Here is a 24339-nt window from a genome sequence, read left to right on the forward strand (position 1 = left end):
CATGTCACAAACTCGTCAGGCCGATGCCTCGAGCCGCTGGCGCGCGCCGCTGGTCTTTCTGGTCATCCTCGTGCTCTTCGTGCTCGAAGGGACGACCCGCAATGCGCTGTTTTCAGGCAGCTGGAACACGGCGCTCGGCATCCTGAACATGGGGCTCATCTCGGCGGTGATGGCGCTTGGGGTGAATATGCAATGGGGCTATGCCGGGCTCTTTAACGCGGGTGTCGTCGGCTTCATCGCCATTGGCGGCGTGGCCCCGGTGCTGATCTCGACCAAGCCCGTCCCCGGCGCCTGGGCGGCTGGCGGCCCCGGGCTGATCCTCGCTTTCGCCATCGCGATTGCGACGATCTGGGCCGCGATGCTCGCCTGGAAACATCTCGGCCAACGCTGGCGCGGGCTTGCGGTGGCGGCGCTGCTGGTCGTGGGCTTTGTCCTCTATCGCCGCTTCTTTGACCCGGCGGTGACCGCAATCGAGGCCAATAACTCGGCCTCGGCGGGCAATATCGGCGGGCTGGGCCTGCCGGTTCTGCTGTCCTGGCCGGTCGGCGCGCTCTTTGCCGCGATTGCCGCTTGGGCGGTGGGCAAGGTCGCGCTTGGCCTGCGCTCGGATTATCTGGCGATTGCGACGCTTGGCATCGGCGAGATCATCTCGGCGGTGATGCGCAATGAGGAATGGCTGGCGCGTGGGGTCAAGAACGTAAGCGGCATTCCCCGCCCCGTGCCCTATGAGGTCGATCTGCAGGCCGATCCCTCCTTCGTCGCCCGTGCCGCCGAATTCGGGCTGGACCCGACGACGGCTTCGGCGATCTGGGTGAAGCTGCTTTATGCGGGCCTCTTCACGGTGGTTCTGCTGCTCCTGATCCTCGCGGCCCAGCTGGCGCTGAACTCGCCTTGGGGCCGGATGATGCGCGCGATCCGTGACAATGAGACTGCGGCCGAAGCCATGGGCAAAAACGTCACCCGCCGTCATTTGCAGATCTTCGTTATCGGCTCGGCGGTTATCGGCTTGGGCGGCGCGATGATGATCACGCAAGACGGGCTGATGAGCCCCGGCGGCTATGCGCCCTTGCGCTATACCTTCCTGATCTGGGTGATGGTGATCGTCGGCGGCTCTGGCAACAATTGGGGCGCGGTTCTGGGCGCGATCCTGATCTGGTTTCTCTGGGTCAAAGCCGAGGTCTGGGGTCCGGAGTTGATGGCCGGTTTCACCTCGCTGCTGCCCGAGGGCAATCTGAGCCAGACCCTGATGGAACGCGCGCCGCATATGCGCTTCATCGCCATGGGACTGGTGCTGCTGCTGGTCCTGCGCTTTGCCCCACGCGGGCTGGTGCCGGAGAAATAGGGCGGATTTGACGCGGGAGTTCGACGCGGGGGCTCTGCCCCCGCACCCCCGGGATATTTCAGCATGAAAGACGAAGAAGGGGCCGCATCGGGCCCCTTTTTCATTCTGCTTCGAGGTCGAGGCGAGAGAGATTGCCGTCGAGGACGCGGCGTAGGACCGCGGGGTAGAGCCGGTGTTCCTGCTTGAGAACGCGCGCGGCGAGGGTTTCGGCGGTGTCCTCTGGCTGGATCCGGACGCGGGCCTGACCGAGGATCGGCCCGGCGTCGAGTTCGGGCGTGACCAGATGGACGGAGGCGCCGGCCTCGGCATCGCCCGCGTCGAGGGCGCGTTGATGGGTATGAAGGCCCGGATACTTCGGCAAAAGCGAGGGGTGGATATTGAGCATCCTGCCCTCGAAGCGGCTGACAAAGCCCGGCGTCAGGATGCGCATAAAGCCCGCAAGGCACAGCAGATCGGGCTGGGCGGCATCAAGGCGCGCGAAAAGCGCCTCTTCGAAGGCCGCGCGGTCGCCGTTGAAGGGACGGTGATCGACGGCGAAGCTCGGGACGCCCAGGGCTTCGGCGCGCGCGAGCCCTGTCGCGGTCGGGTCGTTCGAGCCGACCAGAACGGCGCGGGCGGGATGGTCGCCCACCATGCTTTCGACGAGGCGGATCATGTTCGATCCGCCTCCCGAGATCAGGATGGCAATGCGTTTCACCGCAGGCGTCCAGAGTAGCGCACGCCCTCGCCCGGAACGACCGCGCCAAGACGCGCGGTGGTTTCGCCTGCGGCTTGCAGCAGCGTCTCGATCTCTGCGGCGCGGGTCGCCTCTACCGCGAGGATCATGCCGATGCCGGAGTTGAAGGTCTTGAGCATCTCGGCCTCGGCGATATTGCCCGCCTCGGCCAGCCAATCGAAGACCGCAGGCAGGGTCCAGCTGTCGAGATCGACCTCGGCGCCGAGGCCCTTGGGCAGCACCCGCGGCAGGTTTTCGGTGATGCCGCCGCCGGTGATATGGGCAGCCGCGTGAACGCCGCCCGCGCGGATCGCTTCGAGCACCGGGCGGACGTAAAGCCGCGTCGGCGTGAGCAGCGCCTGTCCGAGCGTGCCGGGTGCGAAGGGCGCGGGATCTTTCCAGCCAAGCCCGGCCTTTTCGGCGACGCGGCGCACCAGCGAGAAGCCGTTCGAGTGGACGCCGTCCGAGAGAAGACCGATCAGCACATCGCCGTCGCGGACATCGCGCGGCAGCGCCGTGCCACGCTCGAGCGCGCCGACGGCAAAGCCCGCAAGGTCGAAATCGCCGGCGTGATACATGCCCGGCATCTCTGCCGTCTCACCGCCGATCAGTGCAGTGCCCGAGCGGCGGCAGCCCTCGGCGATGCCATTGATCACCCGCGCGGCCTCATCGACCGAGAGCTTGCCGGTCGCGAAATAGTCGAGGAAGAAAAGCGGCTCGCCGCCCTGACAGACGAGATCGTTGACGCACATGGCAACAAGGTCGATGCCGACGCCGTCAAGCTCGCCCGTGTCGATGGCGATGCGGAGCTTCGTGCCGACGCCATCGGTCGCAGCGACCAGCACCGGATCCTGATAGCCCGCAGCGCGCGGATCAAAGAGCGCGCCGAAACCGCCCAGGCCCTCCATCACGCCCGTGCGGCGGGTGGCCGCGGCGGCGGGTTTGATGCGCTCGACCAGCGCATTGCCTGCGTCAATATCGACCCCTGCTTCGGCATAGGACATGCCGGTTTTGACTTCGCTCATCATCGCCCCCTGATTTCGCCAGCGTCAGCTGATCCGATAGCGAAAGCCCCGCTCTGGCGCAATGGACCCGGCACGAAAGGCACGGTTTTGACGGCATCATCGCCGGTTTCGCGCGGAATTGGCTTTTATGCGCCATCTTTGCTTGACCGCGGCGAAAGAACACGCACATAACCTTATCGTGACCGAGATGCGGGGGCCTGTAGCTCAATGGTCAGAGCAGGGCGCTCATAACGCCTTGGTTGGGGGTTCAAGTCCCTCCGGGCCTACCATCCCTCCTGCTTCATCACATGAATTCAATCCATTAAGCACAATATGTCCCAAGCGTGAACCGCTGATGGGCCAGCTTTTGCGCCGAAAGCGAATCGGCTGCTGCGACCGTCCATAGGACCCGTGAGCCGGTGCCGCTTGGTCGGCCTCATGTCGCGACCGGCAACAGCTTTGTCGCGCCGCAGGTCGGGCCCCGGCCAGAATATTGCCAAAGATCCGGCCATCGCATACCAATCGCGCTTATGGAGAAGAAGCAAAATCCCCCCGTGCTCCGGACGATCCTGCTGCGGCTGATGGCGACGGCGGGGGTGAGTGCTGCGGTCCTGCTCAGCTGGTGGTGGAAGATCGAAGATGCGCGGGCCCCCAAGGTGCTGCCGACGGCGGCGCTCAACCAGCCGGTCGATCTTGGGCGGAGCCTCTTCACGCCCCAGCGCGTGACGCTCGAACGCGGTGCGACGGATCAGATCATGCTGACGGCCGTGATCGAGAACGTCACCGGCGCGAGCCAATCTTCGGTTTTTGGCCTGCCCGCAAAGCCGCCTGAGCTGATCCTTGATGGCAAAGGTGTGCCGCCCGCCGAGATCATTTTGCTGCGCGATCACGCTCCGCTGGCGCAGATCGAACCAAGGATGCCCGAGGAAATTGCGCTGATCTGGCCGCTGCCCGCGGGACAGGTCCCAAGCGAGATCCGGTTTGGCTTTTCGAAAGAACGCTTCAAACTCAGGGACAATCTCTACGGCCAATCGAGTTGGCTTGGCGCCGCACCCACTGCCATCCTGACGGCGACTCCCGAGATCCTGCCATGATCGGCGCGGGTCGGGTTCTGGCCTGCCTGTGCAGCGCCGCGCTTCTTGGCGGGATGATGCTGACCGAGCCCGATTACAACAGCGTCTTTCGTCCGTTCGTCACCCATGTGGCCGCGAGCGAGACCGGCGAGACCCGGCTGTTCGCGGCGCGCTTCACAGGCTGGCAAACCGCCGAAAGCATTGATGTCGCGAGTCTCGGCCAAGAGCTCCATCGCGACACAGAGGGCCGCTTCCTGATTGTCGATCTGGAGCTGACCGGCACCATCAGCTCGACCTCCCTCGCGGCAAGCTGGCAGGGTGCGAGCGGGCGGCGCTATGACACGACCAAACGGATCAGCTCTTTTGCGCGTGATCTCAGGGCGCTTACGATCCAGCCCGGTCTGCAAAACAAAGCGGTTGCTGTCTTCGAACTTCCCGCCGATGAAATCGCCGGGGGCCGGTTGATCCTTGAGGCGCGCTTTGATCCGCCGCTTGAGGGCACCCTGCATCTTGCGCCGCCCGGTCCGGTGCCTGCCGATGCAGCGGTGGTGAGGCTCGACGGATGAGGCGGATCGGCTGGCTCGTGGTCGCATTGATCTGCGCCGCATTAACCGTGGTCGTGATTGCCTGGCCTGCGCTGACCGAGCTGCGCCAGAGCAAGAACTGGCAGATAACGAGGGTCGAGGGCGACAGCGGCACGCTCGGCGGGGTCACGGTTCGGGTCGAGGCGGCGCGCGGGATGATCATGCCCGCCCGGCCCGATCGGGCGCTGCTGTTCTTGCGACTGAGCTTGCAGGGCAATCCCGATGAGCTTGCGAGCTGGCTCGGCTGCGACCTCGCCCTGAGCGATCCAAAGGGGCGCAGCTGGTTTCCGGTCAGTGGCGCCCTCGCCGATCAGATCCTCGACCGGCTGAGCGATGTGGGCACATCCGCGCCGCGCTGCTCGCAATCTCTGTTCCGGGCGCCCAAGGGTGGCGCGACCCTCTCGGAGCAGGTTTTCGTCGTGCCCGTCGATACGCTGACCACGCTGCGGGTCGAGCTTTCCAGCACGACGACCCGCCCAAAGGCGCTGTCCCTGCCCTTCACGCCGCGGCTGCGGCCTCCGGTCTAGCTTTGGCTGCGGCTTCCTGAGCCCGGCCCGCGAGCTCTAATCCGGCGGCAAGGATGCAGAATTGTAGCGGGCAGACCAGCAGGCCATTGGTTTGCGCGCCGGGCGTGCCAAAAAGCACATTGAGCGGCACGCCGAGAACCGCCCAGCTTTGCATATCCTGCGGCCCGATCAGCTCGGACGCCCCGACCCAGGCCCAGGCGCCCAGCCAATCAACCAGCCGCCACAGCACCAGAACCGAGCAGGTCAGCACGACGCCCGCCGAGGCCGCAAGCAGGACGCCATTGGTGACCGCATGCCAGCGCTTGATCACGCCCGCCCAGAAATGGCCGATGAAATCGGTGAGCGGTTTCGGCAAAGCGCGCCATTGATCGAGCGCATGACCCGCAAGCCGCCGGGTCGGCTCTTTCATGCTGGTCAGGTCATGGCCATAGACGATGGCACCGAGATTGAACCATACGAGCGGCAAGAGCGCGAACCAGAAGAGCGCGGTGAGAAAGGGCCAGAGCTGGAACGGCAGCGGCCAATCGACCGGCAGCCGGGCGGCATCGGTGATCGCGGCTTCGGCCGGGCCAAAGACCGATTCGAGCAGCATCTGCGGCGAGGGCAGTGTCGCGAGCCAAGCGGCAAATTCGCTTTTCCAGCCCGAGAGCACATAGAGACCCAAAAGCGCCCAAGTCGCCTCGCAGGTCACGATCAGCATCGGCCACAGCCCCGACGCACCCGCGCGCGCCGACATCGCCTTGGCGCCACGGCGGATGAGCCAGATCACCGCGACCGTCACCACGACCCATGATGTCTCGTCGATCTCGAGCGCCACCTGAAGCCGCCCGGGATTGCCGTAATCCATCCGCGCCAATTGGGTCGTGTAAAAGATCTGCGTATAGCTGCGCAGGGTATTCGCCAGAAAGCCCCAACCGGCATAATAGCCGTAAAACGGGATCAGAACCGCCAGAAGCGTCAGCGCGAAGCCCCGTGCCTGAACCTCACCTTGCGGCGCCCGATCCGAGAGGTCGGCGATCGGATCCGGGTGTTGCGTGACACGGCGGCGCAACCGCAGGCGCGGCAGGCCCCTGCGCAGGATCACGAACATGGCGACGAAGACCAGAAGCTGCAGCATCACGACAAGGGCCAGCGTGACCAGCCCGAACAGCCGATTCCACAGCCCGATCTCGACCGCGATGCGCAGCAGGATCTGGTTGAGCAGCATGCCCCCCGCCCAGACCGCCGTCAAAACCGCGCCATAGCGCCAAAACAGCGATCCGGTCAGCGCGAGATGCTGCCCAATGATGCCCGTGCGGCCCATTTTCGTCCTGCTCCATCAGCCTCTTTTGGCGTCATCCTGCGAATTCCGACGCGCGGCGCAAGTTCATTTGCGCATATTGAGCATATCGACGGGAGGAAACGGAAAGGGCACCGCGCGGATCGGCTGCGGACTTTGTCGCGACGACAGCCTGGCGGACCTAACGCCGTCCGTCATGGTCGAAGCGGCGCAAACCGCGCCGAGGCAAAACCGGTGCGGCCCTGCGAAAAGGGCGGCCCGATGGACCGCCCTTTCTGGTGTCTTACGACTTCGGCTTGGCGTTTTCGGGGTCATAAAGCGGGGCATAGCCCACGCCCGCAACCTCGACCGGATAGGTCTTGCCGAAATATTCGACCTCGAGTTTCTGGCCGAGCTTGGCGAATTCCTTGGGCAGATAGGCCAGAGCAATGTTCTTGCCGACCGTCGGCCCATAGGCGACCGAGCTCGTGTAAGAGCGACGGCCAAGCTCATCGACCAGCGTCTCGCCGGTCTCGGGGTGGAGCACCGGCATGATCCCGACCGGGTAACGCTTCACGCCCTCGTCGTCGGTATGCTCGGTCATCACCAGCGTGCACAGCGTCGCCGGCTGCTCGGCCCGGGCCTTGTATTCGAGGTGCTTGGCCTTGCCGCGGAAATCGGCTTCCTTGACTTTCGGACGCGCGAGATCGGCTTCGAAGAGGTTGTATTGCGTCAAGAGATCGGCGTTCTGCAAGCGCAGGCTCTTTTCCATGCGGCGGGAGTTGGCATAGGTCTCGACCCCGACAGCGGTGATGCCAAGGCCGCGCAGCGCGTCCCAGACGGCCAGAGCATCCTCGTAGCGCATATGCAGCTCGAAGCCCTGCTCGCCGACATAGGAAATCCGGAAGGCCATCACGTCCTGACCGGCAATGCGGATGTCCTTGAGCGTGCCGAAAGCGAAATTCTCGCGGTCGAGCTCTTCGGGCTTTTCGACGACCTTCTTCAGATTCTCGCGCGCATTCGGACCCCAGATGCCGATGGTGACGAATTTCTCGGTCACATCCTCGACCTGAGCGTCAAAGCCCTTATCGGCGGCGACGCGCTTGAGATAGGTGAAGTCGCGCGGCCCGGCATCGGCACCATCGACGACGCGGATGCGGTCGGCCATGCGGAAGAGCGTGAGGTCGGCCCGCACCATGCCCTCATCGTCAAGGAAATGGGTATAGATGCCCTTGCCGATGTTGTTGTCGCCCCCGACCTTCGCCGCCGAAACCCATTCGAGCAGCGCGACATGATCCGGCCCGGTCACATCATACATCGAGAAATGCGAGAGGTTGATGATGCCGACATCGTCGCTCATCTTCAGCTGCTCGGCATTCGAGACGCGCCAGAAATGGCGGTTGTCCCATTCGTTTTCACGAACCGGCACGCGGTCGCCATAGATCTCGAGCAGATGCTCGTTCGCGGCATAGCCATGCGACCGCTCCCAGCCGCCCAGCTCCATGAAGTGACCGCCGAGGTCCTTTTCGCGCGCATAGAAGGGCGAGCGGCGGACGTTGCGGGCGCTGGCATAGGGCTCACGCGGGTGGATCGCGGGCCAGTAGATCTTCTTCGCGGCCTCGGTGCAGCGCGCGTCGATGAAATCGCGCTCGAGCTGATAGGGGTAGAAGCGCGAGAAATCGATCGGCGAATGGTCGATCTCGGTGCGGCCATCGGTGAGCCAATCGGCGACGAGCTTGCCGTAAGCGGGCGCATCCTTGACCCAGATGCCGACGCAATACCACAGTCCGCGCACCTTCTGGCTTTCGCCGACCGAGGCACCGCCTGCCGCCGAAACCTGCAGCAGACCGTTGAAGGAATGGCTTTCGTTATAGCCGAGCTCGGCCAGAATCGGCGTGAGCTCCATGGCTTTTTCAAGGCCGGTCATGACCTGATCGAGCTCGAGATCGCGCTGCGAGGGCGACAGACGCGACTGCTCTTTTTCCAACAGCTCGCTCGGATGGCACATGCGCGGCTCGAAGGGCTCGTAATAGCCCCATTCGATCTGGCCGCCCTCGGCGGTTTTCGGGTCGCCGGTGTCGCGCATATAGGCCGAGTTGCCCTGATCGCGCAGCAGCGGATAGCCGATTTCCTTGCCGGTGCCAGCGAATTCATCATAGGGACCGAAGAAGGTCAGCGGGTGGTCGACCGGCATGACCGGCAGATCCTCGCCCGCCATTTCCGCGATCAGACGCCCCCAGAGGCCGGTGCAGACGATGACGTGATCGGCGGTGATCGTGCCGCGATGGGTGACGACGCCCTTGACGCGCCCGTCCTCGATCACCAGCGATTGCGCGGGCGTATTGGCAAACGCGCGCAGCTTGCCGGTTTTCTCGCCCTGATCGACCAGCTTGCCCGCAACCGTCTGCGAGCGCGGGATCACGAGGCCCGCATCCGGGTCCCAAAGCGCGGCCTCAACCATGTCCTCTTCAAGCAGCGGGAACTTCGCTTTCGCGGCGGCGCCCGAGATCAGCTCGGCGCGGCTGCCGAAGGCCTTGCCCGAGGTGACCTTGCGCTTGAGCTCTTCGAGCCATTCCGCATCACCGGTGCGCGCGACTTCAAGCCCGCCGACCCGGGCGTAATGGCCCATCTTGTCGAAGAAATCGATCGAGTATTTCGTCGTCCAGACCGACAGGAAATCGTGGCTGGTGACATAGCAGAAATCCGAGGCATGCGAGGTCGAACCGATATCGGTCGGGACCGCGGATTTGTCGATGCCGACAATGTCATCCCAACCGCGCTCGATCAGGTGATGGGCGACCGAGGCACCGACGATGCCGCCGACCCCGACAATGACGACTTTTGCGTGAGAAGGAAATTGCGACATGTGATCCCTGCGATATTCGACTTCCCAGATAGGTTATGTCGGCTGCGTGTCGCTGAATGGAGAATTTCCGACACCCTAGCGCGGGTTCGCGACAGGGTTTCTCTCCACCCCGCCCGACGTGGGATTTTGCCGCCTCGCAAAGCCCGGACTACGGCCTGACTGGCGATCCTTCCGGGGTCCGAAGGGCCCGGCGCAAGCGCGATGCGCGCGGCGCTTCAGCTCCCGCGCGCGGCCTGCGGACCGCGCCAGCCATGAAGCCCCAGCGCCAGCGCGCCATAGAAAAGCGCCAGCAGCAGTTGCAGCCGGATCGTGCCACTGACGGCCGCAAGGCCCGAGCCCATCTGATCGACCTGCACCACCGCCGGAATGGCCGTGGTCGAGGGGATTGCCATGGCGAGATGGCGCACCAGCGCGGGGGTGCTTTCGATCGGCCAGGACACGCCCGACAGGAAGAACAGGGGCAGCCCCATCACCACCAGCAGACCGATCATGCCCTCGGGCGCGCGAAAGACCTGCGCCAGCGCAAAGCCCAGTGCTGTGACCGCCATGAGGAACGGCACCGCGACGAGATAGAGATGCCACCACGGCCCCAGCCTCGGGATATTGTAGATCAGCGGCAACAGCATTTGCGTCACCCCGATCCACAGGCAATAGAACAGGATATAGGCGAGCGGGGTCGCGACAAGCGCCATGCCGGTTTCGGGTTTGCGTCCCGAATGCAGGATGGCGATGCCCATCATCAGCGTCTGTTGCAGGATCAGCACGAAGGCCGCGGGCAGAACATAGCTCGCATAGCCGCCCTGCGGATTGAAAAGCGAGACCGAGACCACGCCAAGCGCGCTCGTCAGGGTCGCAGCAGTGCCCGGATCCAACCCCTGCGCGGTCAGGCGGCCATATTGGATTTCAGAGCCAAGACTGCGCGCAGCCCCTCCGACCGCCGACATCATCGCATTATAGGTCATGAAGTAACCGGCATCGCCATAGGCCGCGATGGGGGCTGCGTCTCCGGCCAGAAGATCGCGCTGGAAATGCGCGGGGATGATGACGATCCCGACCAGATCACGCGCATAAAACCGCGCCTGCGCCTCGGCGAGCGTCGCGGGTCGGGCGATGACGGCGGCCGTATCGGCGGCGTCGATGCGCCGGGCGAGCTCGCGGCTCATGGGCGTGCCATCCTGATCGACCACCGCGACCGGCACATTCTGCACGACCTCGGCGGTATAGGGCTGGGGATAGAGCGCCGAATAGATGATGATCGACATCACCATGGTCGAGCGCGAGGCCTTTTCCCCCAACATCCTGCGCAGGGCCGCGCCCATCGCGCGAAGAAGACCGATCATGCGGTGACCTCTGCCCGTTCGGCGTCCAAGGGCGGCAGGGCGCGGGCGCGCTTGCCCGCCAAAAGCCAGGCGATCCCGCCATAGATCAGCGCCAGCGCCAGCATCCAGCCAAGCGCGGGCAGCGATTGCGCGACCGGCGTGCCGCGCACCACCTGATCGGTGCGCAGATGCAGATAGGGCGTCAGCGGCAGGATCGCCCCCCAAGCTTGGGCAAAGCCGTTCATCATGTCGCGCGGAAAGCTGATCCCGGCAAAACCAAAGGCGGGCGAGGCCAGAAGCCCGGCCATGCCAAGCCCCGCCACGGTCTCTTCGACCAAGAGCGCGAGCATGGTGCCAAGGCCAAGGCAGGTCACGACATAAAGCAGCGAATAGGTCAGATGCAGCGCCAGGCTGCCCCGGAAGGGCGCGCCGAAATAGCCAAAGATGATCGCATCGGCGAGCCAGAGGCAGCCGAGAAAGGCCGCAGCGTAAGGCAGCAACTTCCCCGCGAGCGCCCGAAGCGGCGAGCCGCCAAGCCGCACCAGCCGCGCCATCCCTGCCCGGCTATGCGCATCGCGACCGACCGCCATGACCGCAGTCGCGCAGATGAAGATCTGCAGCACCGTCGGCATCACCGCCGCCAGCAGAAACTCGGTATAGGCGAGCGCGGGATTGAAGAGCGCGCTTTGCTGGACCGGGATCGGATTGACCGCCGCCAGAGCCGCCTCGGCGCTCAGGCCATTCGCCTGATAAAGCTGAACCGAAACCCCGGCCGAGAACGTGCTTAAAGCACCCGCAGCGCCCCGCGCGACGATGCCGCCCACCGTCATCATCTGGCTGTTCGAGAAGACCGCAATCTCGGGATGCGCACCCGCCAGCAGATCGCGCTCGGCATGTTGGGGGATCAGCACGATGCCATAGACCCGGTTCGCGACGAGCTCTGCCTTGGCCTCGGTCAGATTGGGCAGGCGCGCCGCGATCTCGAGCTCGGGCGTCGCATCGAGCATCTGCACGATCTGGCGCGAGAGGGTCGAGCCGTCGAGATCGACCACCGCCACCGGCAGCCCGGTCGGCAGCCCGGCATGAAAGATCGAGGCAAGCAGCACGAAAAGGATCAGCGGATAGGGCCCGAGCATCATTACCAGCGCGGGCCGCCGCCGGATCTGACGGATCTCGCGGCGCAGCACCCGGAGAAATCCCGCAGGCAGCGCGCGCGTGGTGGCAGGAATGGGGGGCGGAGTGACAGCAGACATGGCAGAGGACATGGGCTCAGGGCCGCGCGAATTCGATCAGCGCGCTCATCCCCGGACGCAAAGCCGCATCGGGGGCCAGCGGCACGGCGCGCAAGGCGAAGGTGCGGCGGTCGAAATCGCCGGTGGCTTTGGTCGCGCGCCAATTGGCATAGCTCCCCTGCACATTGATCGCGCTCACCCGCGCGCGGATGCGCTTGTCACCAAGCGCGGGCAGACGGACCTCGATCTCGTCGCCGATCTTGAGCGCGCCGAGAAAATCCTCGCGCAGGTTGAAGGTGAACCAAGCGTGATCGACATCGACAATCGACAAAAGCGGCGAGCCCGCCGCGAAGTTCTTGCCCGGCTCGGCCATGCGCGCGGTCACCTGCCCGTCGATCGGCGCAACCACGGTCAGCTCGGCCAGATCGGCCTCGGTCTGACCCAAAGCGGCGGCGGCCTGCTCGGCCTGGGCCTGCGCGACGGCCCTCTGCTCGGGGCTATTTCCGTTCCTCGCCAGAGCCAGATTGGCGCTCGCCGCCTCGCGCGCGCGCAAAGCCGAGGCCAGCGCATTCGAGACCTCGTCAAGCGTCTGCGCCGATACCACCGCCGTGTCGCGCAGCTTGGCGATGCGGTCGTAATTCTTCTGCAGCAGCGCGACATCACCCTCGGCCTTGGCGAGCTCTGCCTCGCGCGCGGCAATGGTTTCGGGCCGGGTCGAAAAGGTCAGATCGCGGTTCGCCTCGGCCACGGCCAGCGCCGCCTGCGCCGTCACCTGCCCCGCCTGAAGCTGCGGGCTCGAGAGCAAAACCAAAGTTTCGCCCTTCTGGACCCGGTCGCCGAAATCGACCGCGACCTCGGCGACCCGGCCAGACACCCGCGAGGCGAGATCAATCCGCGTCGCCTCGACCTCGCCCTGCACCACCAGCGCGGCAGGACGCGTCATTGCCCAAAGCGCGGTGCCTCCGCCAAGGGCCGCGACAAGGACAAGGGTTGCAATCAGTTTGCGCGTCGACATCAATCAACCTCTCGGCCGCAATCACGATGCGGATTGCGAAAATAAGAAAATTGATATTTTCCTAATTGGAGATGAACAGGCCTGTCAATGGAATCCGATCCCTGCCCGCCCGCTGACGCGGCGGAAACCCCACCCCCCGCCGCGCCCCGGGGCGCCCGGCCACGCGCAGCGCCGCCGAGACGCGCCAGCTGCTGCTCAATGCGGCGGCGGCCGAATTCTTTACCGTGGGGGTCGGTCAGGCCAGCATGGCGCGCATCGCGCAACGTGCTGGAATCTCAACGAAAACCCTCTACAAGGTCGCGGCAGGCAAGGACGATCTGTTTCAGACCGTGGTCGAGCAGCGCATCTCTCAAGTGGTCGCCGGCTTCTCGCGCCGGGCGGCGGGCGATCTGCACGATCAGGTTGCAGGGCTCGCGATTGACTATGCGCGCTTTGTCCTGAGCCCCGAGGCGATTGCGACCATGCGCATCCTGCTGGAAGAGCAGGCGCGCTTTCCCGCGCTCGGAGCCCGATTCGTCGAAAGCACCGCGCAGGTCGCCGAGGCTTTCGACGGCGCGCTCACGGAGGTTCTGCCCCCCGAGGCGGTGCCCGGGGGGGATCTTGGCTTCTTCGCGCGCCTTTTTCGCCTGACCATCCTTGGCGAGCAGCGCGAGCAATTGGTCAAGCGCAGCCCCCCGATGGGCGAGACGGCGATCGCCGCTTTCGCGAGCCGGGTCGTCGCGGTGCTGCTGCCGCGCTAAATTGTCAGGCTTCGCTCAGGCCGCGCTTTGCGCGCCCCAGACCGGGAAGGGATCCGCAAGGGCGGCCCAGCCATCGGGATCGAAGGCGCTCGCCGAGACCAGCGCCCGGTCGAGCGCCTGCGTGATCGCCGCCTGATCCATCCCTGCCCCGATAAAGACCAGCTCTTGCCGCCGGTCGCCCCACGGCTCCTGCCAAAGCGCCGTCACCGCATCGAGGCTTTCGGTCACGGTCGGCCAATATTGCTTGGGCACGCCCGCCCACCACCGCCCGAGCGGGCTCACGGTCGAGATCGCCCCGGCAAGGCTGAATTCCGCGACCCAATCGGGCCGGGTCGCGATCCAGAAATGGCCCTTGGCGCGGATCACGCCCGCGAGCTCGCCATTGAGCACCGCATGGATGCGCGCGGGATCAAACGGGCGGCGCGCGCGATAGACAAAGGAGCTCACGCCATATTCCTCGGTCTCGGGGGTGTGATGGGCGAAGCCGTAAAGCTCTTTGGCCCACATCGGATGCTCATGCGCGCGCTCGAAATCGAACAGGCCGGTGCTGAAGATCCGCGCGGCCTCGACCTTGGAATAATCGGTCTCGATCACCTGCGCATCGGGATTGAGGGCACGCAGGATCTTGCGCGCCTGCGCCACGCGCGCGGGTCCGGCCGCGCCGATCTTGTTCAGCACGATCACATCGGCGAATTCGATCTGATCGGTCAGCAGATCGACCAAGGTGCGCTCATCCGCCTCGCCCAGACTTTCACCGCGATCGGCAAGGAAATCATGGCTCGAGAAATCCCGCGTCAGGTTCAGCGCATCGACTACGGTCACCATCGTGTCGAGCCGCGCGACATCCGAGAGGCTCTCGCCCGCCTCGTCGCGAAAATCGAAGGTCGCCGCAACCGGCAGAGGCTCGGCAATGCCGGTGCTCTCGATCAACAGGTAATCGAAGCGCCCCTCTGCCGCCAAGCGGCGCACCTCTTGCAGCAGATCGTCGCGCAGGGTGCAGCAGATGCAGCCATTGGTCATTTCCACGAGCTTTTCCTCAGAGCGCGACAGCTCGGTCCCGGCATGGATGAGATCGGCGTCGATATTGACCTCTGACATATCGTTGACGATCACCGCGACCCGGCGGCCTTCGCGATTGTTCAGGACATGATTGAGCAGCGTCGTCTTTCCAGCACCCAGAAAGCCCGACAGCACCGTCACCGGCAGGCGGGGATCAGGTTGTGCGGATGCGTGAGTCATGATGTTTTACCGTTATGTTATAATATAACGTTATCCTAAAAGAAGCCGGAGCGGAAAGGCAAGAGGCTTTGCGCGAGGACCCGACCGAGCCCGCCAAGCGCGCGGCGTCACGGCTTGCATCTTACGGAAATCTCGGCTGTTCTTCGGATCAGGATTCCAAAGAAAATGAGTCAACCAATCATGAACGGCACATTGAACCGACTTCAGCCCTATGCGATCGCGCTGTTGCGCGTCGTCGCCGGCCTGCTTTACCTCGAACACGGCACCCAGAAGCTCTTCAACTTCCCCATCGAGGGCCCGGGCAATCTGGCCGCGCTGACCCTGGCTTCGGGTCTCCTTGAACTGATCGGCGGCGCGCTGATCGTGCTCGGCTTCTTTACGCGCCCGGTCGCCTTCCTGCTGTCGGGACATATGGCTTTTGCCTATTTCATGGCCCATGCCCCGCGCAGCTTCTTCCCGGTGGCGAATGGCGGAGACGCGGCGATCCTCTTCAGCTTCGTCTTCCTGGCTCTGGTCACAACCGGACCCGGTGCCTTCTCGCTGGACGGCCGCCAAGGGCGCTGAAGCGCCCGCCGCGCCTCTCTCGCGCGGTCCGGGCCCGACATGACAAAAGCGCCCGCGACAATCTCGTCGCGGGCGCTTTGGCTTTCACGATGCTGCGGGCGCGTCAGCTGCCGGTCAGCTTGCTGACAGCCAGCCGGTAAAGTGTCGCCATCGCAAAGAGCAGCACCGCCCCGGCCAGGATCGGCGTCAGCAGGAATTGCCAGCTCGCCCCGGTCAGAATGACGATGATCGGATTGCCGCCCGCTGGCGGATGGACCGTATCGGTCAGCACCATCGCCGCAATCGCGAGCCCGACCCCAAGGCCGCAGCTCAGCGGGCTATTGCCCAGTAGCGTCAGGACGATCAGCCCCATCGTCGCAGAAATCACATGGCCGCCGATGACATTGCGCGCGCGGGCCAAAGGGCTTTTCGGCAGAGCGAAAAGCAGGACCGAGCTTGCGCCGAAAGGGGCAATCAGCAGCAGCTGGGTCACGTTGAGATCAAGTTCAGCGATCGCCCAGATCGCCAGCATCCCGCCGAAACCGGCGGTGAGGGCCGGTTGCAAGGCGCGGATCACGCGCAAACGCCACGAGGCCGTGAGCGGTGCAGAAGTGTCAGAGGGTGCAGAGGTCAAAATGCTTCTCCACGCAGGAAACCCCGCGCCCAGGGAAAAAGGCGCGGGCTCCGGCCTTGTCAGGCGCGTTCGTATTTCTCGGCTTCTTCCGAACCGCCGGTGGCATTGCCCTTGGAATAGGAATGCGCACCCACGCCCGCGAGGCTGCCGCCCTGCACGATCAGATATTCATCGCGGATCGGACGGTTCTCGAAATGGCACTCGAGGATCTCGCGCGTGCCCGCCGCATAGCGCGTCTGCGCCGAGAGCGAGGTGCCCGAGATATGCGGGGTCATGCCGTTATGCGGCATCGTCCGCCACGGATGGTCGTTCGGCGCAGGCTGCGGGAACCACACATCGCCCGCGTAACCAGCCAGACGGCCCGATTCCAGCGCACGCACGATCGCATCGCGGTCGCAGAGCTTGCCGCGCGCGGTGTTGACCAGATAGGCGCCGCGCTTGAACAGCTTCAGCGTCTCGTCATTGATCATATGCTCGGTTTCGGGATGCAGCGGGCAGTTCAGCGTGACCACGTCACAAACGCCATACATCTCTTCGCGCGTCGCATGCCAGGTCAGGTTCAGCTCTTTTTCAACAGCTTCCGGCAGGCGGTGACGGTCGTTGTAATGCAGATGCATGCCAAACGGCGCCAAGAGACGCAGCACGCGCAGACCGATGCGGCCAGCGGCGACGGTGCCGACATGCATGCCCTCGACGTCATAGGAACGTGCGACGCAATCGGCGATGTTCCAGCCGCCATTGCGAGCCCAGTCATGCGAGGGGATGTAGTTGCGCACGAGGCCCAGCACCATCATCACGACATGTTCGGCAACCGAGTTCGAGTTGCAATAGGTCACCTCGGCCACGGTCACGCCGTGATCGATCGCCGCTTGCAGATCGACATGGTCCGAGCCGATGCCCGCAGTCAGCGCCAGCTTCAGCTTGGGCGCCTTCGCAATGCGCTCGGCGGTCAGATAGGCCGGCCAGAACGGCTGCGAGATGATGACCTCGGCGTCATGCAGGTGCTTTTCCAGATCCGAATTCGGGCCGTCTTTCGACGAGGTCACCACGAATTCATGGCCGAGCGATTCCACATATTTGCGCAGACCCAGCTCGCCCGAGACCGAGCCCAGAAGGGTCCCCGGCTGGAAGTCGATCGCCTTCGGCGTCGGCAGCGACTGGCCATCGGGATATTGATCGATCTTCGGAAGATCGTCCCGTGCATAGGACGTCGGATAGCCGTCAACCGGATCATCATAGAGAACGCAGACCACCTTGGCCATGTCGGTTCCTTTCAGTTGTGAGGCGTCAGCCGTTCCCGACCGGCAACCGCAACGCGGCATGCCGGGACCATCTCCGCTCCTCCTCGAGCGGGCTTCCCGGCGGGGGCGCCGGGCGATGTCGGGGTTTCCTCTCTGATCGCCTCGGATGAAGCTCTGTGCCTGTTAAGACAGGTTAAGAGTGCACGTCTTGCCGGTGCCGATCCAATGGGATCTTTTCAAGAATCCATAGGCGTTTCCAATCAAGCCGCGCAGATCCGGGCTCGCGCTGACAATCGGCTCGGAGTATGTGCGGGAAAACCAACCGCGCCACCGCGAGCCGAGGGCTCGGAGCGCCAGCGCATGCAAGAGATGAGACTGCCATGATCGTCCGGGAACGCCCCTCTGCCTGGAAGCTTTTCTTCGTGCGGCGCGGCTCGATGATGCCGCGGATCTGGTCGCAACTGGTCGGGGTCGGCGTGGTCTCGCTGCTGATCGTCGCCGCGCATCGTCTGGCGCCCGGGCTGGTGCCGGGGATGAACCCCGCGCCTTTCGCCCTCATCGGCATTGCGCTCTCGATCTTTCTGAGCTTTCGCAACAGCTCTTGCTATGACCGCTGGTGGGAGGGCCGCAAGCTTTGGGGCGAGATCACGCAAGGCGCGCGCGATCTGGCGCGCCAATCGGTGATGTTGCCGCCCGCGCCACGCAAGCGCCTGCTCGACGGCGCGATTCTCTTTGCCCGCGCGACCGAGCACCATTTGCGCGGGACGCGCCCCACCAAGACGCCCGACGCAGCACCCGCAGAGACACCGGACGCCATTCTCGCCCGGCTGGCCGCACTGGTCGCAGAGGCGCTGCGCGGCAAAGAGATCGAGCCGATCGAGGCCCTGGCCCTCAACGACAGCCTGACCCGCCTCAGCCATGCGTTGACCGGCTGCGAGCGGCTGTCGAACACGCCCCTGCCCTTCGCCTATACGCTGCTCTTGCACCGCACGGCCTATCTCTTCTGCTTTCTTCTGCCCTTCGGTTTTGCCGACAGCCTTGGCTGGGCCGCGCCGCTGGCGACGATGCTGGTCGCCTATACCTTTCTGGGTCTCGACGCCTTGAGCGAAGAGCTGGAAGAGCCCTTCGGCCTTGCCCCGAACGACCTGCCGCTTACGAGCTATGCGACAATGATCGAGATCCACCTGCGGCAGGCACTGGGCGAAGACGATGTGCCGCCCGCCCCCGTGGCGCAGGATTATCTGCTTCACTAAGGTCCTCTTCCCCCAGCCCGAAGGTCAGCTCGAATTCGCGCGCGGTTTCCTTGCGGCGCGCCCAATCCTGCAGCGCCTGCGCCATGGGCGATTGCGGCGTGCGCTCGGGCAGCACCAGCCCCAGCGTCTGGCTGTGGGCCGGACCTTCCATCCGGCGCAGCACGATCTCGCGGTCGCCGAAGAGATAGCCGAATGTATGGGGAATGATCGCGCCCCAGCGCCCGGCGCGCAGATGCGAGGCAATGCCGAGGAAGGTGTTGCTAACGATGCGCGGCGTCAGCACGACGCCCGCCCGCGCAGCGATCTCGTCAAGGATGCGGCGGTTTTGCATCTCATCGGACAGCAGGCAGAGCGGCGCGGCATTGGCCTCGGCCCAACCCACGGTATCCGAGGCCGCCAGCGGATGATCGGGGCGGCAGGCAAAGACATAGCGCTCGTGGTAAAGCGGAAAGCCCCGGACATGGGCCAGCGGCTCATTGTCGAGATAGGTCATGCCGCCGTCGATCGAGAAGGTCTCGAGCGCCTTTTCAATCGCGCGCGAGGTCATCGAGCGCACCTCGATCCGCGCCTCGGGATGGAGCGTCGAGAAGCGTTCCGAGAGCAGCGAGATCACCGGCATCGCCGCAGGGATCACGCCAAGGCGCAGCGTGCCGGTCAGCCCGCCCGCCCGCGTGCCGTTCAGATCGCCGCGTAGATTGTCGTAATCGGCGAGGATCTGGCGGCCCCAGAGCAGCACCTTTTCGCCCTCGGGCGTCAGCGACAGGAAGCGGTGACCGCGCACGATCAGCACCAGATCCAGATCGCTTTCGAGCTTGCGGATCGCCTGCGACAGCGTCGGCTGCGTCACATTGCAGCGTTCGGCCGCCCGACCGAAATGCTGCTCTTCGGCAAGTCTGACGAAAAATCTCAGATGTCGGATCAGCATGGCACCGTCTTTCGCAAATTTCACGCAGGTTTCACGATTCGATATGAATCGTCAAACATATTGCTGGCGAAAAGCGGGCATGATGGGCGGCCCCGAAGGGCCGCCTTGGGTTATTTGGTGACCGGACGCGCGCCAAGCGCATCGGCCAGCGAGCGGAAGCGCGCCTGCGCCACCTCGCCGTAAAGCGCCTGTCCGGTCTTGGTGAGCTTCAGCTCCAACACCTTCTTTTGTGGGAAGAATTTGAGCTTGCCCGCCTCTTCGGGATCCCGCACCGAGAACATCGCGCCAAAGCGCATGGCCTTGCCCAGAACTTCGGCGTCTTTGAGCTCTTTCTCGCTCAAGAGCGAAAAGAGCGAGGCCATCGGCGAGGAGGCGCGGCTGTTGCGGTAGCGATGGAGCAGCGCGAGGCCAAGGAAGATCCGCTCGGGATGGGACAAAGCCGCCATATTCGCGCGGGTGACATTGTCGAAACAGGCGTCAGCACGGTAATCGGGATGGGCGCGCCAAGCGGTGTCATGCAGCAGACAGGCCGCGCGGATCAGCCGGTCACGCTCAGGTCCGACATTGCCAAAGAGCGGCTGGAGGAACTGATAAAGCTTCTTGCCGAAACCCGGCATCCGCGCCATCTGCCGCTCGGTGAAGCGCGCGGCCTCGATCAGCGGATCGCGTTGGCGCAGGGTGCGCGGCATCTGCTCGTAAAGCAGGCCCTCGCGGATCCCGTAGGAGGACACCGCCAGCGATTTCGGGCGGAAGGTCAGCACGAGCTGGCGCAAGACCTGCCCCGCCAAAGGCACGAGCTCGATCCGGCTTTGCGAAATCCCGGTGCGGGCGCGCAAGATGTTCAGGTCATTTTCGGCGATCCATTTGACGGTCTGGGTCACTGCCTGCGGGCTCATCCGGTATTCATGCAGCACCGTCATCGGATAGGCGCAGCGCTCCATATCCAGTCGGGCGATCGCGCGCCACGAGCCGCCGACCAGATAGATCTGTTCGTGTTCGGCGCCGATTTCGGCAACCAGCCCCTCCATCACCTCGCGGATATGGGCGCGCAGACCGGCCTTGCCACCCTCGACCTGCTGGAGCCGGAACGGTCCCAGCGGCGAGCTGACCCGGCGGCCAACCTTGCCATCCTCGATATAGGCGAGCTCCATCGAGTTGCCGCCAATGTCGCAAACGAGCCCCTTGGCATCGGGCCAGCCCAGCAGCACGCCCTGCGCAGACAGCCGCGCCTCTTCCTCGCCGTCGATGACCAGAAGCTTGAGCCCGGTCTCTTTCTCGACCGCCTTGCGGAAGGCCGGGCCGTTCGTAGCCTCGCGCACGGCGGCGGTGGCAACGCAGGTCAGCGGCTTGACGCCCATGCCCTCGGCCAGAACCGCGAAACGCTTGAGCGCCGACATCGCGCGTTCGACACCGCGCGGGTTCAGCTCTCCGGTGGTGACAAGACCCTGCCCGAGCCCGGCCATGATCTTTTCGTTGTAAAAATAAGCCGGGCTGCGCGCTGCCCCGTCAAAGACCACCATGCGGATCGAGTTCGAGCCAACATCGACCACGCCAACGCGGCTCAAGGCGCGCTCAGAGGCACGTTCGAACAACGAACGTCCAAAGGGATCGATGGTCTCGCCGGTTGTGGTTACCACGCCGTTCATTGGGGCCTCTCGATTCCTGTCTGAAACTCTTCTGCGGCTGGATGGTTCAATCCGAGGAATGCGTCAACGCCGGAACGTCCTTGGCCCCCGCAGTTCCTCGCCCGGACAAAGACGGATTTTCCATGAAGAATTTGTGACAGCTGAACAAATCCTCCCGCCCTGCGGGGAGATGACGCACGTAGCGCCCATCGGGTTGCAAGAGCCAGCTCTGCGCTTCATCGGCCAGATTGGCGGCCATGATCTGGCTGGTGATCTGCGCCTTGACCGTATCGTTCAGGCATTCGACCAGCGTCTCGACCCGGCGCGAGACGTTGCGTCCCATCCAGTCGGCCGAGCTGATAAAGACGCGCGCGCGCCGCGACGGCAAGCCCTGCCCGTTGCCGAAACAAACGATGCGCGAATGTTCGAGGAAACGCCCGACGATGGATTTCACCCGGATGTTTTCCGACAGCCCGGCAATGCCCGGACGCAGGCCGCAGATGCCACGGATCACCAGATTGATCTTCACACCCGCCTGGCTCGCGGCATAAAGCGCCTCGATAATATCCTTTTCGATCAGGCTGTTCATCTTGGCCCAGATCTCGGCCGGACGGCCTTGGCGGGCGAATTCCGCCTCGCGCGCGATCAGTTCAAGCAGCCGGTCCTTGAGGTTCAGGGGCGAGATCGCGAGGTTTTCCAGCTCGCTTGGCTGGACATAGCCGGTCAGATAATTGAACACCTTCGAGGCATCGCGCCCCAGCGCCGGATCGCAGGTGAAGAGCGAGAGATCGGTATAAATCCGCGCAGTGATCGGGTGATAGTTGCCGGTGCCGAAATGGGTATAGGTCACCAGTTGACCGCCCTCGCGCCGAACCACGGTAGAGATCTTGGCATGGGTCTTATACTGGGTGAAACCATAGACAACATGCGCGCCCGAACGCTCCAGCCGGCGCGATTGCCGGATATTCGCGGCCTCGTCAAAGCGCGCCTTCAGCTCGACCAACGCGGTCACCGATTTCCCGGCCTCGGCGGCTTCGCACAAAGCCTCGACGATCGTGCTGTCGCGCGAGGTGCGGTAAAGCGTCTGCTTGATCGCGAGCACGTTCGGATCGCGCGCCGCCTGCTGCAAGAAGCGCACCACCATGTCGAAGGTCTCGTAGGGATGGTGCAGCAGCATGTCCTTTTGCCGGATCGCCGCGAACATGTCGCCGTCGTGATCCTGCACGCGTTCAGGCACGCGCGGGGTAAAGCTTGGCCATTGCAGATCGCGGCGGCTGTCCAGAACCAGCGCGCCGAGATCGGCCATGCCGAGCAGGCCCTCGACCTGAACCACCTCTTCCGAGCGAACCTCGAGCTTTTCCATGATCAGGCGGCGCAGCCGATCCGGCGCGCCTGCGGTGATCTTGAGCCGAATGACCGAGCCGCGGCGGCGCCGCTTCAGCGCGGTTTCAAACTCGCGCACCAGATCCTCGGCCTCTTCCTCGACCTCAAGATCGCTGTCACGCAGCACGCGGAACGCGCAATGTCCGGTGTCACGATAACCCGGAAAGAGGCTGCGCAGGTGCATCAAGAGCAGGTCTTCGAGCTTGAGAAAGCGCGTGCCGCCCGGCAGCGGAATGAAGCGGTCGATCTGCTGGGGGATCGGCAAAAGCGCCTGCATCTGGCGTCCGTCGCTTTCGCGCGCCAGTTCCAGCGCCAGCGAAAAGCCGAGGTTCGGGATGAAGGGGAAAGGATGCGCCGGATCGATCGCCAGCGGCGAGAGCACCGGAAAGACATTCTCGACGAAATAGCGCCGCAGATAGGCCTCTTCGGCGCGGGTCACGCGTGAACGCGACAGGATGGTGATATCGGCCTGCTCCATCTCGCGGCGCACGCCGTTCCAGACCGCCTGCTGCGCGGCCATCAGGCGGCGCGCATCGGCATTGACCAGCGCAAGCTGCTCGGCCGGGGTCAGCCCATCTTCGGAGGGCATGGCACTGCCTTCGCGCACCAGCTCGCGCAGGCCCGCCACGCGGACGGTGTAGAATTCGTCGAGATTGGTTGCGGAAATCGACAGGAAGCGCAGCCGCTCCAGAAGCGGCACACGCGGATTGCGCGCCTCGTCGAGCACGCGCCAGTTGAAGCTCAGCCAGCTGATCTCACGATTGAAGAAGCGCGCCTGGCCTTCGGGCGGGCCATCGGGAAGTTCGCGCGGAGCGGGAAAGGGGAATTTCAGGAAATCAGCTTGGGTCATTTCAATCGGAACAGGTTCGGCGTTGCTACGCGCAATCATGCGTCCGGTTCAAAGAGCTTGTCCAGCCATTCCGCCGCCAGCCGCCGCGTGATTGCCTTGTGATCCGCCAAAGCCGCCATGTCGATCGCCGCGACCAGACGGCGGGCCAGATCGAGGTCGCGGTCCATGCGCAAGGCGAGGTAATCGACAATCTCGGGCGAGATCGCGATCTGGCGGTCGGCAAAAAGCTTGACCAGCACCGCAGGCAGCAGCGCCTCATCCGGGGCGGCCAGCTCGACCGTGGTCAGCGATTCCATGCGCGAGCGCAGATCGGGCAGGATAATGCCCCAGTCGCGCGGCGGGCGCAGCGCGGTCAGCAACAAGAGGCAGCTGCGCTCTTCAGCGAGATTGGCGAGATGAAACATCGCCTGCTCGGCGCCCGCAGCCGTGCCCAAACGATGCGCATTCTCGATCACCAGCGCGCCGTCTTGCGGCACCACCCCGTCAAGCGCCTCGATGCGCAGCCCCGAGGCCGCCTGACGCAAGGCGCCGTTCTCGGCCGCCCAAAAGCGCGCGATATGGGATTTACCGCTGCCCTTGGCGCCCAGAAGCAGCAGACGCCCGCGCGGCCAGATCTCGGGCCGGTCGAGCATCGCCAGCGTATCGCGATTGGCGGCAGTCACCAGAAAATCGGCCCGCGCCGAAGCAGGTGGCCCGGCCAGATCAAAGGTGAGCTGCCGCGCCATGGTTCAGCCGCCCCCGGCGCAGGCGCGCAGTGCCGAAAGACGCGGCGGGACCCCGTGCCTTGCACAAGGCCGGGCCGCGCTGGCCAAGCCGCAAAGCCCCGAAAGCGGGCGTGGCACAGCCCCGCCCCTGCACCAGTCCCGCCTTGAAAACGGCAATCTCATGCATTTCTCCCTCACGTCTTGCGTGAATGTGGCGGGAACCGCGCCCCAGTGCAAGCAACCCCGTTGCCGCGCCTGCCCTTGTGG

General features: G+C 64.5%; 22 protein-coding genes and 1 tRNA gene. 8 read left to right on the forward strand and 15 right to left on the reverse strand.

All coding sequences use genetic code 11. The features are described 5' to 3' along the window. Position 1 precedes the first annotated feature (1 nt). Positions 2 to 1342, forward strand: a complete 1341-nt coding sequence (locus tag JCM7686_RS10395) for a branched-chain amino acid ABC transporter permease (protein WP_020950792.1) — start codon at positions 2 to 4, stop codon at positions 1340 to 1342. 100 nt (positions 1343 to 1442) lie between these two features. Here the strand turns inward: JCM7686_RS10395 and purN are convergent, their stop codons facing one another. Both purN and purM read right to left on the reverse strand, forming a co-directional pair. Continuing rightward, a complete protein-coding gene (purN, locus tag JCM7686_RS10400; RefSeq protein WP_041527280.1) occupies positions 1443 to 2039 on the reverse strand; it encodes a phosphoribosylglycinamide formyltransferase in 597 nt (198 codons plus the stop codon). Beyond that, positions 2036 to 3082, reverse strand: a complete 1047-nt coding sequence (gene purM / locus JCM7686_RS10405; RefSeq protein WP_020950794.1) for a phosphoribosylformylglycinamidine cyclo-ligase — start codon at positions 3080 to 3082, stop codon at positions 2036 to 2038. The genes purN and purM overlap by 4 nt, the downstream gene beginning before the upstream one ends. A gap of 193 nt (positions 3083 to 3275) precedes the next feature. On the opposite strand from purM, the gene JCM7686_RS10410 reads away from it, so the two are divergent. The 4 genes from JCM7686_RS10410 to JCM7686_RS10425 all read left to right on the forward strand — a co-directional run bounded on the left by JCM7686_RS10410 (position 3276) and on the right by JCM7686_RS10425 (position 5245). Further along, positions 3276 to 3351, forward strand: a tRNA-Ile gene (locus JCM7686_RS10410). A 264-nt stretch (positions 3352 to 3615) separates the two neighbouring features. Then, a complete protein-coding gene (locus JCM7686_RS23450; protein ID WP_148292607.1) occupies positions 3616 to 4155 on the forward strand; it encodes a hypothetical protein in 540 nt (179 codons plus the stop codon). Beyond that, positions 4152 to 4700 carry a DUF4352 domain-containing protein gene (locus JCM7686_RS23455; RefSeq protein ID WP_020950796.1) on the forward strand — a complete coding sequence of 183 codons (549 nt, stop codon included), beginning with the start codon at positions 4152 to 4154 and terminating at the stop codon, positions 4698 to 4700. The genes JCM7686_RS23450 and JCM7686_RS23455 overlap by 4 nt, the downstream gene beginning before the upstream one ends. Further along, positions 4697 to 5245 carry a hypothetical protein gene (locus tag JCM7686_RS10425; RefSeq protein ID WP_020950797.1) on the forward strand — a complete coding sequence of 183 codons (549 nt, stop codon included), beginning with the start codon at positions 4697 to 4699 and terminating at the stop codon, positions 5243 to 5245. The genes JCM7686_RS23455 and JCM7686_RS10425 overlap by 4 nt, the downstream gene beginning before the upstream one ends. Here the strand turns inward: JCM7686_RS10425 and JCM7686_RS10430 are convergent. The 5 genes from JCM7686_RS10430 to JCM7686_RS10450 form a co-directional block, all read right to left on the reverse strand. After that, complete coding sequence (locus tag JCM7686_RS10430) at positions 5217 to 6548, reverse strand: hypothetical protein (protein ID WP_020950798.1); 1332 nt, start codon at positions 6546 to 6548, stop codon at positions 5217 to 5219. The two genes, JCM7686_RS10425 and JCM7686_RS10430, sit on opposite strands and share 29 nt — an antisense overlap. A gap of 259 nt (positions 6549 to 6807) precedes the next feature. Then, positions 6808 to 9369: a GcvT family protein gene (locus JCM7686_RS10435; protein WP_020950799.1), complete on the reverse strand. Its 2562-nt coding sequence runs from the start codon at positions 9367 to 9369 to the stop codon at positions 6808 to 6810. A 215-nt stretch (positions 9370 to 9584) separates the two neighbouring features. Beyond that, a complete protein-coding gene (locus JCM7686_RS10440) occupies positions 9585 to 10709 on the reverse strand; it encodes an ABC transporter permease (RefSeq protein ID WP_020950800.1) in 1125 nt (374 codons plus the stop codon). After that, positions 10706 to 11941 carry an ABC transporter permease gene (locus JCM7686_RS10445; protein WP_041527815.1) on the reverse strand — a complete coding sequence of 412 codons (1236 nt, stop codon included), beginning with the start codon at positions 11939 to 11941 and terminating at the stop codon, positions 10706 to 10708. The genes JCM7686_RS10440 and JCM7686_RS10445 overlap by 4 nt, the downstream gene beginning before the upstream one ends. Positions 11942 to 11957: 16 nt before the next feature. Then, positions 11958 to 12935: an HlyD family secretion protein gene (locus tag JCM7686_RS10450; RefSeq protein WP_020950802.1), complete on the reverse strand. Its 978-nt coding sequence runs from the start codon at positions 12933 to 12935 to the stop codon at positions 11958 to 11960. A 191-nt stretch (positions 12936 to 13126) separates the two neighbouring features. Between JCM7686_RS10450 and JCM7686_RS10455 the strand changes: the two genes are divergently transcribed. Then, complete coding sequence (locus JCM7686_RS10455; RefSeq protein ID WP_268935170.1) at positions 13127 to 13675, forward strand: TetR/AcrR family transcriptional regulator; 549 nt, start codon at positions 13127 to 13129, stop codon at positions 13673 to 13675. A 15-nt stretch (positions 13676 to 13690) separates the two neighbouring features. Here the strand turns inward: JCM7686_RS10455 and JCM7686_RS10460 are convergent, their stop codons facing one another. Next, a complete protein-coding gene (locus JCM7686_RS10460) occupies positions 13691 to 14914 on the reverse strand; it encodes a GTP-binding protein (RefSeq protein WP_020950804.1) in 1224 nt (407 codons plus the stop codon). A gap of 165 nt (positions 14915 to 15079) precedes the next feature. Between JCM7686_RS10460 and JCM7686_RS10465 the strand changes: the two genes are divergently transcribed. Continuing rightward, the gene (locus JCM7686_RS10465; protein WP_020950805.1) at positions 15080 to 15478 is read left to right on the forward strand and encodes a DoxX family protein; all 399 of its coding nucleotides are present in this window, start codon (positions 15080 to 15082) and stop codon (positions 15476 to 15478) included. A 103-nt stretch (positions 15479 to 15581) separates the two neighbouring features. On the opposite strand, the gene JCM7686_RS10470 is transcribed toward JCM7686_RS10465, so the two are convergent. Both JCM7686_RS10470 and JCM7686_RS10475 read right to left on the reverse strand, forming a co-directional pair. Then, positions 15582 to 16091 (reverse strand): HPP family protein, encoded by a 510-nt coding sequence (locus JCM7686_RS10470; RefSeq protein WP_020950806.1) that lies wholly within the window; start codon positions 16089 to 16091, stop codon positions 15582 to 15584. Between the two features lie 59 nt (positions 16092 to 16150). Next, positions 16151 to 17353, reverse strand: a complete 1203-nt coding sequence (locus JCM7686_RS10475) for an NAD-dependent formate dehydrogenase (RefSeq protein WP_020952762.1) — start codon at positions 17351 to 17353, stop codon at positions 16151 to 16153. Positions 17354 to 17712: 359 nt separating this feature from the next. On the opposite strand from JCM7686_RS10475, the gene JCM7686_RS10480 reads away from it, so the two are divergent. Continuing rightward, on the forward strand, positions 17713 to 18585 hold the full coding sequence (locus JCM7686_RS10480) for a bestrophin family protein (protein ID WP_041527282.1): 873 nt from the start codon (positions 17713 to 17715) through the stop codon (positions 18583 to 18585). Here the strand turns inward: JCM7686_RS10480 and JCM7686_RS10485 are convergent. The 5 genes from JCM7686_RS10485 to JCM7686_RS10505 form a co-directional block, all read right to left on the reverse strand. Further along, positions 18485 to 19510, reverse strand: a complete 1026-nt coding sequence (locus JCM7686_RS10485) for a LysR family transcriptional regulator (RefSeq protein WP_020950809.1) — start codon at positions 19508 to 19510, stop codon at positions 18485 to 18487. The two genes, JCM7686_RS10480 and JCM7686_RS10485, sit on opposite strands and share 101 nt — an antisense overlap. 110 nt (positions 19511 to 19620) lie before the next feature. Further along, the gene (locus tag JCM7686_RS10490) at positions 19621 to 21156 is read right to left on the reverse strand and encodes a Ppx/GppA family phosphatase (protein WP_020950810.1); all 1536 of its coding nucleotides are present in this window, start codon (positions 21154 to 21156) and stop codon (positions 19621 to 19623) included. Positions 21157 to 21202: 46 nt separating this feature from the next. After that, on the reverse strand, positions 21203 to 23368 hold the full coding sequence (locus tag JCM7686_RS10495) for an RNA degradosome polyphosphate kinase (RefSeq protein ID WP_041527818.1): 2166 nt from the start codon (positions 23366 to 23368) through the stop codon (positions 21203 to 21205). Positions 23369 to 23403: 35 nt separating this feature from the next. Beyond that, positions 23404 to 24093: a P-loop NTPase family protein gene (locus JCM7686_RS10500; protein ID WP_020950812.1), complete on the reverse strand. Its 690-nt coding sequence runs from the start codon at positions 24091 to 24093 to the stop codon at positions 23404 to 23406. Further along, complete coding sequence (locus JCM7686_RS10505; RefSeq protein WP_041527283.1) at positions 24071 to 24259, reverse strand: hypothetical protein; 189 nt, start codon at positions 24257 to 24259, stop codon at positions 24071 to 24073. Before JCM7686_RS10505 ends, JCM7686_RS10500 begins: the two co-directional genes overlap by 23 nt. Positions 24260 to 24339: the final 80 nt, after the last annotated feature.

Origin of the sequence: Paracoccus aminophilus JCM 7686 (assembly GCF_000444995.1) — a bacterium.
Lineage (GTDB): Bacteria > Pseudomonadota > Alphaproteobacteria > Rhodobacterales > Rhodobacteraceae > Paracoccus > Paracoccus aminophilus.